This window comes from Shewanella sp. SM23 (genome assembly GCF_025654295.1).
Lineage (GTDB): Bacteria > Pseudomonadota > Gammaproteobacteria > Enterobacterales > Shewanellaceae > Shewanella > Shewanella oncorhynchi.
Window position 1 is genome coordinate 56,539 of the sequence record NZ_JAKKRM010000021.1, and the last position, 9,219, is coordinate 65,757.

6 protein-coding genes are annotated in these 9,219 nt (G+C 47.4%); 5 read left to right on the forward strand and 1 reads right to left on the reverse strand.

Features of this window, described 5'->3' with window-relative positions; all coding sequences use genetic code 11:
• Positions 1-67: 67 nt before the first annotated feature.
• Positions 68-2,479, reverse strand: coding sequence for a class I adenylate cyclase (locus L5L98_RS19535; protein WP_263142973.1), 2,412 nt, complete (start codon positions 2,477-2,479; stop codon positions 68-70).
• Between the two features lie 202 nt (positions 2,480-2,681).
• Between L5L98_RS19535 and hemC the strand changes: the two genes are divergently transcribed.
• The 5 genes from hemC to L5L98_RS19560 all read left to right on the forward strand — a co-directional run.
• A complete protein-coding gene (gene hemC, locus L5L98_RS19540; protein WP_113940849.1) occupies positions 2,682-3,614 on the forward strand; it encodes a hydroxymethylbilane synthase in 933 nt (310 codons plus the stop codon).
• 4 nt (positions 3,615-3,618) lie between these two features.
• The gene (locus L5L98_RS19545) at positions 3,619-4,359 is read left to right on the forward strand and encodes a uroporphyrinogen-III synthase (RefSeq protein ID WP_263142975.1); all 741 of its coding nucleotides are present in this window, start codon (positions 3,619-3,621) and stop codon (positions 4,357-4,359) included.
• A gap of 60 nt (positions 4,360-4,419) precedes the next feature.
• Entirely contained in the window at positions 4,420-5,601 is a 1,182-nt protein-coding gene (locus tag L5L98_RS19550) for a uroporphyrinogen-III C-methyltransferase (protein ID WP_263142977.1), read from the forward strand.
• Positions 5,598-6,764 carry a heme biosynthesis HemY N-terminal domain-containing protein gene (locus L5L98_RS19555; RefSeq protein ID WP_263142979.1) on the forward strand — a complete coding sequence of 389 codons (1,167 nt, stop codon included), beginning with the start codon at positions 5,598-5,600 and terminating at the stop codon, positions 6,762-6,764. Before L5L98_RS19550 ends, L5L98_RS19555 begins: the two co-directional genes overlap by 4 nt.
• A gap of 432 nt (positions 6,765-7,196) precedes the next feature.
• The coding region (locus L5L98_RS19560; RefSeq protein ID WP_263142981.1) for a retention module-containing protein at positions 7,197-9,219 on the forward strand (2,023 nt) is incomplete at its 3' end.

Sequence of the window (9,219 nt, forward strand, 5' to 3'; positions counted from 1 at the left end):
TCTAAGCCTGTCGTAGTGCAAAACAATAATGGGAGCCTTGGCTCCCATTATTTATGTTAAAAACCAGCTAAAACTCAGTGTCTTGATCGCTAACATCGATACCGAAAGGCGCCACCGTTAGCTCTCCGGCTACCCGCACTAAATGGAAAAATTGCGGAATATTAAACCGCGCCCGTGAAGCATAATGCTCATCGAACACATAGTGATGGCTCACTTTATTTACCAACTCGGCCATGTTTGATCCCGCCTGCACGTAATGGCTTAGTTGATTTTCCTCATCGAGGATAAATACATCCAAGTTATCGACCCGTTGGCGTAGAAAATACTGAATCGCGCCTTTAGCCGCATAGTTTTGCACCACTTTCGGCATACTCGAAAAGGGATCGTCACCTAATTCAGGCCGCGGCAATAGTACAAGATGACTGCGGGATAACTGTTGATAAAATGACTTGGCATCGCTCAAGTCCTGATAAGCCATACCTAAAGGATTAAAAAAGATCCCATAGCGAGTACGACTTATCTGCAGTGGCTGCACTAAGGTGCTGGATTGCTGCACTTGTTGGCACAAACGCATGGTTTGTTTTAGTAGATTTTTCACTGCTAATTTAAGCTGTGGGCGTAACTTCTGTGAACAGCTGATCACATCCATATCCACAGGTAAACTGGCCCGTCTTAGCCCCGGCGTTACAAAGGCTAAAGCTTGCAATACCGCGGTATCGCCTTCGAAGCGATGACACTGCCATTCACCCCAACTATTCAAGCAAATCGCATCTAACGCACCAAGCATATTGGCTTTTTTACGCCCGAGTGAGAACACGTTCGCATTCATCACATCGACCATCATTTCCTGTCCTTGCCATTCAATGGTGGGATCGCAATCCAGATTGAGCACAAAAATCAGCTTCCGAAAATGCCATGGCTGGCATAAGTCACGTTTAGATACACGCCAATCGTGGTCGATAAAATTCAGTAACCGCTTAGAAGCTTCGGTAAGCCGTTTCGACTTTGCCTTACTCTGACCATATTCATGCCATTGAGTACTCGGCGTCGAGATCCCATTTAAACATGCCCAAATCATTAAAGCTGAAGGGGTTTTTCCCTTACATATTGCCGACTCGCCTAACAAATTTTGTGGCTGAGGCCCTTGTCGATACAGATAATATTGACGCTCGCGGGAGCTTGAGACCATAGTCACTTCGGACTCAGCGACTGAAGCACTCCACAGCAGATTCAGCTTAGCGATTTGGTCTTCATCTTGACTAAAATAGGTATGCAACTTGCGTGTCAGCATTCCCAAATCTTCGATCCGCAAACCTTCATTTAACTCATGTGTCGATGCGAAGCGTAATAAGGTTTGGTAGCTCGCTAATAACAATTCATTCAGTTGCTCGTTAAACCAATTGAGCTGGCCACTATGCCAATGTTCACAATTGTCTAAAGTGCTAATCAGACTATCTGGCCATTGCCAATCCTGCACCAGCTTTTGCAATTTAGGATAACGCCAATCTTTGCCCTCTTGAGTTCGACTCAAGTGCACGCCACATTTTAAATAGAAGCAGCGCCGCACTATCTCTAGTCGGCGAGTATCATTCTGCTTAAGTAAATAGGTTTCGATAATCTCATAGATAGAGTAATAGGCATCATTCGACGTCGAAAAATCACCGGCGAGCGTTTTCTGCCATAAGTGATCACAAAGCAGAGTTGAATGGGGATAATCACTGGCATAAGCCTCGAGTAGCAATACTTTAATCAGCGCCTTATGGGGTTTTTCTAAGCCTTTATAGAGCTGCCATAACGAAGCACCAAAGTACTCACTCGCAGGTAATTCATGTACATCGCCTAAGGACAAGAGCGCAGGATTGAGTTTAGCGTCTGGCCACCATGCAATCGTTTTACCCGCCAAACGAATTTGACTGCGATAAAACTCTTCAAGTAATAACCAATGTTGCATACTACCGCTATGCTCATGGGCCATTGCTGATTGACATCCACGAACGGCTTTACCGCCACAAAACTGCTGCGGATGAACTAAGTAAAAATTCACCTCAAACTGATACTCGGCAAACCAAGCAGTCAATCGAGTCGCTTTAATCTTGATTAGCGCCAAATCCTCAGAACACAGATCAGCCCTATGTACTAACCAAACATCGACATCGCTCTTGGCATTTTGGCCAAAACTGCCAGTACTCCCCATCGCATAAACGCCTTCAAAGGCATTGATATTCGCTTCTTGAGTAGTAAAAGGCAGCGAGAACACATCGCAGGCCTGGGACTCAGTCTCACCAACCTGATACTCGTTGATTCCACAGGGCGTATTGGCGGCATGATAGCCAGGATACTGAACACCGTTCTGGTGAATTAAAAAAGGGATCAAATGGAATAAGTGTTTTTGTAGCGGCGATAGCAAAGCTAGGGCGCGTGCAATACGTACCTTATTAAGTCTTTCTGCTATATCAGGAAACTGTATTTGCCGATCCATTCAAAAACACAACACTTAAGCACTTATGGGAAATGTGCTCATGTTAACACTTTTACAAACTCGAGCAACTAAACGTGAAGCCCGTCACACTTTCACTGTATCTAGAACATCGCCAACTTCAAAGAATCGATACGGCTTCCTTACATAAACGATTTGCCAATGTTAGCATTGGCGCAACTAAGATCTTTGATGGAAACTAGGCATGTCTGAGAACCGCATACGTATCGCAACCCGCAAGAGTCCGCTGGCCATGTGGCAAGCTGAATTTGTTAAAGCCGAATTAGAACGCATTCACCCCGGTATTGTGGTGGAATTGCTGCCAATGAGCACTAAAGGCGACGTTATCTTAGATACGCCGCTAGCCAAAGTGGGCGGTAAAGGTTTGTTCGTCAAAGAGCTTGAAGTCGCTATGTTAGACGATCTTGCCGATATCGCAGTGCATTCAATGAAAGACGTGCCCGTCGACTTCCCAGAAGGCTTAGGCCTTGAAGTTATTTGCGAGCGCGAAGATCCCCGCGATGCCTTTGTATCGAATTTATATAAAACGATCAGCGAATTACCATTAGGCGCAACGGTGGGCACCTCGAGCCTACGTCGTCAATGCCAACTGCGCGCATCACGCCCTGACCTTATTATCAAAGATTTACGCGGTAACGTAGGCACTCGTTTAGCTAAACTTGATAACGGCGAATACGATGCCATTATTCTTGCCGCTGCTGGCTTAATTCGCCTGAAATTATCTGAGCGGATTGCTAGCTTTATCTCTGCCGAAGAATCCTTGCCCGCCAACGGCCAAGGCGCTGTGGGTATCGAATGTCGCACCAACGACGCACGCGTTAAGGCCCTACTGGCACCATTAGAACATTTAGAAACGCGCTACCGTGTGATTGCCGAGCGCGCGATGAACACGCGCCTAGAAGGTGGATGCCAAGTGCCGATTGGCGCATTTGCCGAAATCAATGGTGATGAGATGACATTACGCGGCCTAGTCGGTAACCCTGATGGTAGTGAAATCATCGAAGGCGTGATCACAGGTCCAAAAACCGACGCCACGCAATTAGGGGTTGCCCTTGCCGAAGAGCTATTGAGCAAAGGCGCAAAAAGCATACTCGACGCTGTTTACGCTAAAGCATAAGTCGATGAAAGTCTTACTGACGCGCCCTGAAGGGCGCAATCAGTCCATGATCGATGCCTTGAATCAGCAAGGCATTAGCCATTGGGTTACACCTCTACTGTGTGTCGAAGCAACGCCGCCCATCACAACGAATAACTCGCACCCACTGGCACACGCCGATATGATTATCTGTATCAGCGCTAATGCAGTCAGCTTTGCCGACTATGCCTTAACAACCGCTCATTCTCGAATAAAAGGCTGGCCTCAAGCTCAATATTTCGCCGTAGGTCATGCGACTTGGGAAGCATTAAATCAGCTCGGCATTGAAGCCCTCGAAGCCCCAGATGATTGTCAGCAGACCGAAGGTCTACTCACGCTCGCGCCTTTGCAAGATATTAAAGGTAAGCAGATTACGATCATACGTGGCGTTGGTGGCCGTGAAGCCTTAGCTGAACGACTGGCTGAGCGCGGGGCAACAGTGCGCTATTGGGAAGTATATCAACGGGCTTGTCCACCACTCAATGGACAACAGATCGCACAACAATGGCAAGAGTTTGGCATCGACACTATTGTCGTCACCAGCGGTGAAGTACTGGATAACCTGATTAATCTAGTGCCAAAAGAGTTATTTGCATGGCTGCGCTCATGTCATATCATAGTCCCAAGTAACCGAGTAGAAGCTCAAGCTCACGCCTTTGGTATAACCCAAGTCACCAATGCCAATGCCGCCAACAGCAAAGCCGTGCTAAACGCCCTTAAACTCTAAGCGCTATTTAGCCCGATTTAACTCGAATTTCGGCAGTAGCATGTTTTCAAGGACTGTTAAATGGATAACAACAAGCACGACGCAAAGAGCCCTGAATTACAGGCTACCTCTATTATTGAACCATCAATAACGACTGATGACACGCCCGTAACTTCAGCGCCATCAACTGAATCCCAAACAGCCAAAGCCACACCTTCAAGCACGCCGAGTCAAACGCCAGCATCCAATAGAAGCTCGTGGGCGATTCGCTTTGGGGTGTTATTAGCGCTGGGTTTAACCGCTTGCACCCTTGGCGGCGGTTTTATGTTATACCAACAGATGCAACAGCAACTGCTGGCGCAGGATGCGAAAAATATCGCCCTGCAAGACCAATTACAGCAAGCCCTGCTACAACCCAATCAACGTATTGGCCAGCTTGAACAGCAACAACTGAATGATGCTAAGACCTATCAAGAATTAACAAAATTGGCAGAAGACCAAAATCAACTGCAGGACAGGATCAATAAACTTGCCCAGCGCAGTCCAACGCATTGGATGGCGTCAGAAGCCGAATATCTAGTAAACATGGCGGGCCGTAAACTTTGGTTAGAAAAAGATCCCCGCACCGCCACCGATCTATTAAAGTCGGCGGATGAAACCATCGCCGCCATGAACAATCCCGCTTTGCTACCTATTCGTAAGGCTCTAGCAAAAGATATCGCCGCGACTGCAAGTATTAAAACCACAGATATTGATGGTAGTGTATTAGCCCTCGATGCCTTAATTGAGCAACTCGATAAGCTGCCACTTAATCGCACCGATGCAGAAACCGATGCCCCTGAAGATACAAACATTACTGGCGATTTAAATGACTGGCAGAACAACTTAGGGAAGACGTGGAAAGCGTTAACCCAAGACTTTATCACCATACGCCATAGAACAGCCGATGCACCCGCTTTACTTGCTCCTGAGCAACAGTGGTATCTGATTGAAAATATTCGTCATAAACTGCTGCAATCTCAACTTGCGTTATACCGCTACGACAGAGCCGCTTATCACCAATCATTAATGATGGTGCGTAAGTGGATTCAAACCTATTTTGATACTCAAGATCACAGCACTGCTGAAGCCATCGCCAAAATCGATAAATTGGCGACATTAGAACTTGATCCTATTACTCTGAAATCCTTTGCCGCAAAACCTCTGCTATTACAGCTGACAAGCTATGGTGAGCTGACCTCATCAGAGGATGTGCCATTATGATCAAGATATTAATTTTCTTAGGGATAATATTGATAGGGCTCTGCATTAGCCCTTGGTTGGTGGGCAACACAGGTTATGTATACATTGCGGCAGGTGACTACCAGATTGAGACCAGTTTAGTCTTTGGGATCATTGCCTTAATTGTATTTTATGCCATGTTCCAAGTACTAGAATGGTTGGTGATTAGCGTCATTAATCTCATGCTGCGTAGCCGTTTTATTCCTCGCCACTGGCGCCGTCGCTCCGCGAAAAAGCATACCTTAATGGGTGCATTGGCTCTGGCAGAAGAAGATTGGCCAGCAGCAGAACGCGCTATGATAAAAGGCGCCGACAATGGCGAACTCCCTGCACTTAATTTACTTGCAGCGGCTCGTGCTGCCCAATATCAACAGAAAATAGCAGAGCGTGATCAATATCTTGACCGTGCAGCAACACAACCGCTGGCCGCGAATGCCGTCGCAACCACGCGTACTCGATATCTGTTAAAACAAGGAGAGTTAGCTTTAGCCCGCGCCGAGCTCGATAAATTAGCCCCCACAAGTAAGAGCAAAGCACCGGTACTCAAACTCGCCCTCGAGTTATATCAAGCACAAGAGGATTGGGATGCGCTCAAGCTATTGTTACCTATTTTGAAGAAGCGCCAGATCCTAGATGACACCCAGCTAAATGAACTCAATGTAATCACTCACTGCGCTTTACTCAAAGCCGCAACCATTAAAGGCGAAGAAGCCTTAGAAGAATGCTGGCAGTGGTTATCTCGCAGTGAGCGCAATCAGTCTGAGTTTTTGGCGATTTATGCTGTGGGTTTATGCCGCTTTAATCGCAAAGAGCAAGCGCTGAAGCTACTCTCGAAAAAATTACGTACTGCTCCTGAATCAGCGCTTTTAGAAGTCATTCCAGAAATAACGACAGCCCAAGATACAGAAATCCGTAAGCAGTTACTCAAGCATGAAATCACCCATGAGAATAATGCCGACTACCAGATGTGCTTAGCTAAACTTTATCAGCAAACACGGGATATGAAAGAAGCCAGAACCTGCTGGCAAAATGTTTGCCGACTCGAACCCACAAAAGCCTCTTGGTTGGCGCTTGCACGGATTCAAGAACAGTTAGGTGAACAAGGTAACGCAAATCAAAGTTATCGTCAGGCGGTTAATCTGTAGTTCTACAATGCCTGCAACCTAGTCGCCGTGATTTGAGTAACGAAAGATCACGGCACTTGCCAATGCAGACATATTAAAACCCACTTAACTTGCCAAAATGTTAAAAACTAGATTGTGTCGCTTCTTTTCCGTAAAAACCACTCCCCCAATCCAGATTAATTTCTTATAACGATGCTTAATCTTAGAGTTAAAAAGTACTAAATACGGCCCTTTTTATAGATATAGCTACTACATCTAGTTACAGGTCTAAAAATTGTCACTTTTGCGTATTAAGATCCGTAAAACCGCATAAGAACAGGCGACACAAGCGCGTCAAAAAATTGACTTAAGTCGTTTCGTTAGCTAAAATTCCACCACTTGTATCACAGTGCGACATATTTGTTGGACTTGTGCGTCTATGGATTAACACACTTTGGCTGTTGGGAGCTTACTATGGGATCGGTAATTACATCAAAGAAAGGTTTGCTTAAGTTAGTAAAAGGGCAAATCAATGTCGAAGTTGATGGTTCAAATCAACCCGCTAAGGATGGCGAACAACTCCCTAAAGGTGCTGTGCTCCATATTGGCGAAAACGCAACCTATGAAATTACCTTCGATGATGGCACTAAGCTATCAAATGAAGTCGCGCCCAGTGAAACTACTGCAGCAGCCTCTGGCACGGCTAACGAAGCAGCCCTAGATGAAATTCAAGCATTACAAGATCTTATTGCATCCGGTGAAGACCCAACTCAGAACCTACCAGAAACCGCAGCAGGCAACACACCAGGCAGTGATGGTAACTCGGGCTATGTCACTCTAGCCCGTAGCGGCACAGAAACCATTGCAGCTTCAGGCTACTCAACAAGCGGCCAAGCACTGACTGGAACGACGGTCAATATTCCACAATTCACCATTGCAGCAGACTCACCTTCAGCACTTGCTAATGACAGCAACACTTCCAATGAAGATACTGTAGCGACTGGCAATGTGCTCGATAACGACACTGATGTGGATTCTACTCTAAGTGTTGTGAGCTTCGAAATCAGCGGTACCACCTACGCAGCAGGCACAGAAGTGACTCTCGAAGGTGGTGTTTTAGTTTTAAATAGCGACGGCTCTTACACCTTCACACCGAATGAAAACTGGAATGGCCAAGTACCTGTCATTACCTACACAACCAACACGGGCTCAACTGCGACGCTAACCATTAATATCAGCCCTGTCGATGATCCTTCCATCCTTGCAAATGACAGCGCCACAGTTGCAGAAGACACTGCAGCAACAGGCAATGTGCTTGATAATGATTCCGATATCGACAGCACCCTGTCCGTTGTCAGCTTCACCGTGAATGGCGATACCGTTACCGCAGGCACCACGGTCGTCTTAGAAGGCGGCAGCTTAGTCATCAATGCCGATGGCTCTTACACCTTCACGCCTAATGAAAACTGGAATGGCCAAGTACCAGTCATTACCTACACCACTAACACGGGTTCAACGGCCACATTAACCATTAATGTGACCCCTGTTGATGATGCCTCTGCGTTAGCCAACGATACTAATACCGTTGATGAAGATACCGTTGCCACCGGTAACGTGCTCACCAATGACAGCGATGTGGATAATGAACTATCTGTGGTCAGCTTCACCGTGAATGGCGATACTGTTACAGCGGGCACCACCGTTTCCTTAGAAGGCGGCGACTTAGTCATCAATGCCGATGGCTCTTACACCTTCACACCCAATGAAAACTGGAATGGCCAAGTACCAGTCATCACCTACACCACTGACACTGGTTCAACAGCCACATTAACCATTAACGTCACCCCGGTTAGTGATCCTGCTTCCATTTCAGTCGGCGACAGCGATACTGGCACCGTCACCGAAGACGGCGATACCGACACCCTGCCAGGCACAGTACAAACGGTGGCYGGCACCTTAACCGTCACCGACGTCGACAACGGCGAAGCGGTMTTCCAAGTGCAAACCAATGTCGCCGATGGCAACTACGGTTTCTTCAGCATTGATGCCGACGGTAACTGGACCTACACCTTAAACAACAGCCACAGCGACGTGCAGTCACTCAAGGCAGGTGAAACCCTGACCCGTGACATCACGGTCACCAGTGCCGATGGCACCGCCAGCCACACCGTGACCATCACCATTGTCGGCGCGAACGATCCCGCTGACATCACGGTCGGTAACGGCGACAGCGATGCTGGCACCGTCACCGAAGACGGCGATTCCGACACCCTGCCAGGCACAGTACAAACGGTGGCCGGCACCTTAACCGTCACCGACGTCGACAACGGCGAAGCGGTCTTCCAAGTGCAAACCAATGTCGCCGATGGCAACTACGGTTTCTTCAGCATTGATGCCGACGGTAACTGGACCTACACCTTAAACAACAGCCACAGCGACGTGCAGTCACTCAAGGCAGGTGAAACCCTGACCCGTGACATCACGGTCACCAGTGCCG

Bases quoted from the DNA above. Each gene is read 5' to 3' on its own strand.
- L5L98_RS19535 (WP_263142973.1), bottom strand. From the start codon at position 2,479: ATGGATCGGCAAATACAGTTTCCTGATATAGCAGAAAGACTTAATAAG.
- hemC (WP_113940849.1), top strand. From the start codon at position 2,682: ATGTCTGAGAACCGCATACGTATCGCAACCCGCAAGAGTCCGCTGGCC.
- L5L98_RS19545 (WP_263142975.1), top strand. From the start codon at position 3,619: ATGAAAGTCTTACTGACGCGCCCTGAAGGGCGCAATCAGTCCATGATC.
- L5L98_RS19550 (WP_263142977.1), top strand. From the start codon at position 4,420: ATGGATAACAACAAGCACGACGCAAAGAGCCCTGAATTACAGGCTACC.
- L5L98_RS19555 (WP_263142979.1), top strand. From the start codon at position 5,598: ATGATCAAGATATTAATTTTCTTAGGGATAATATTGATAGGGCTCTGC.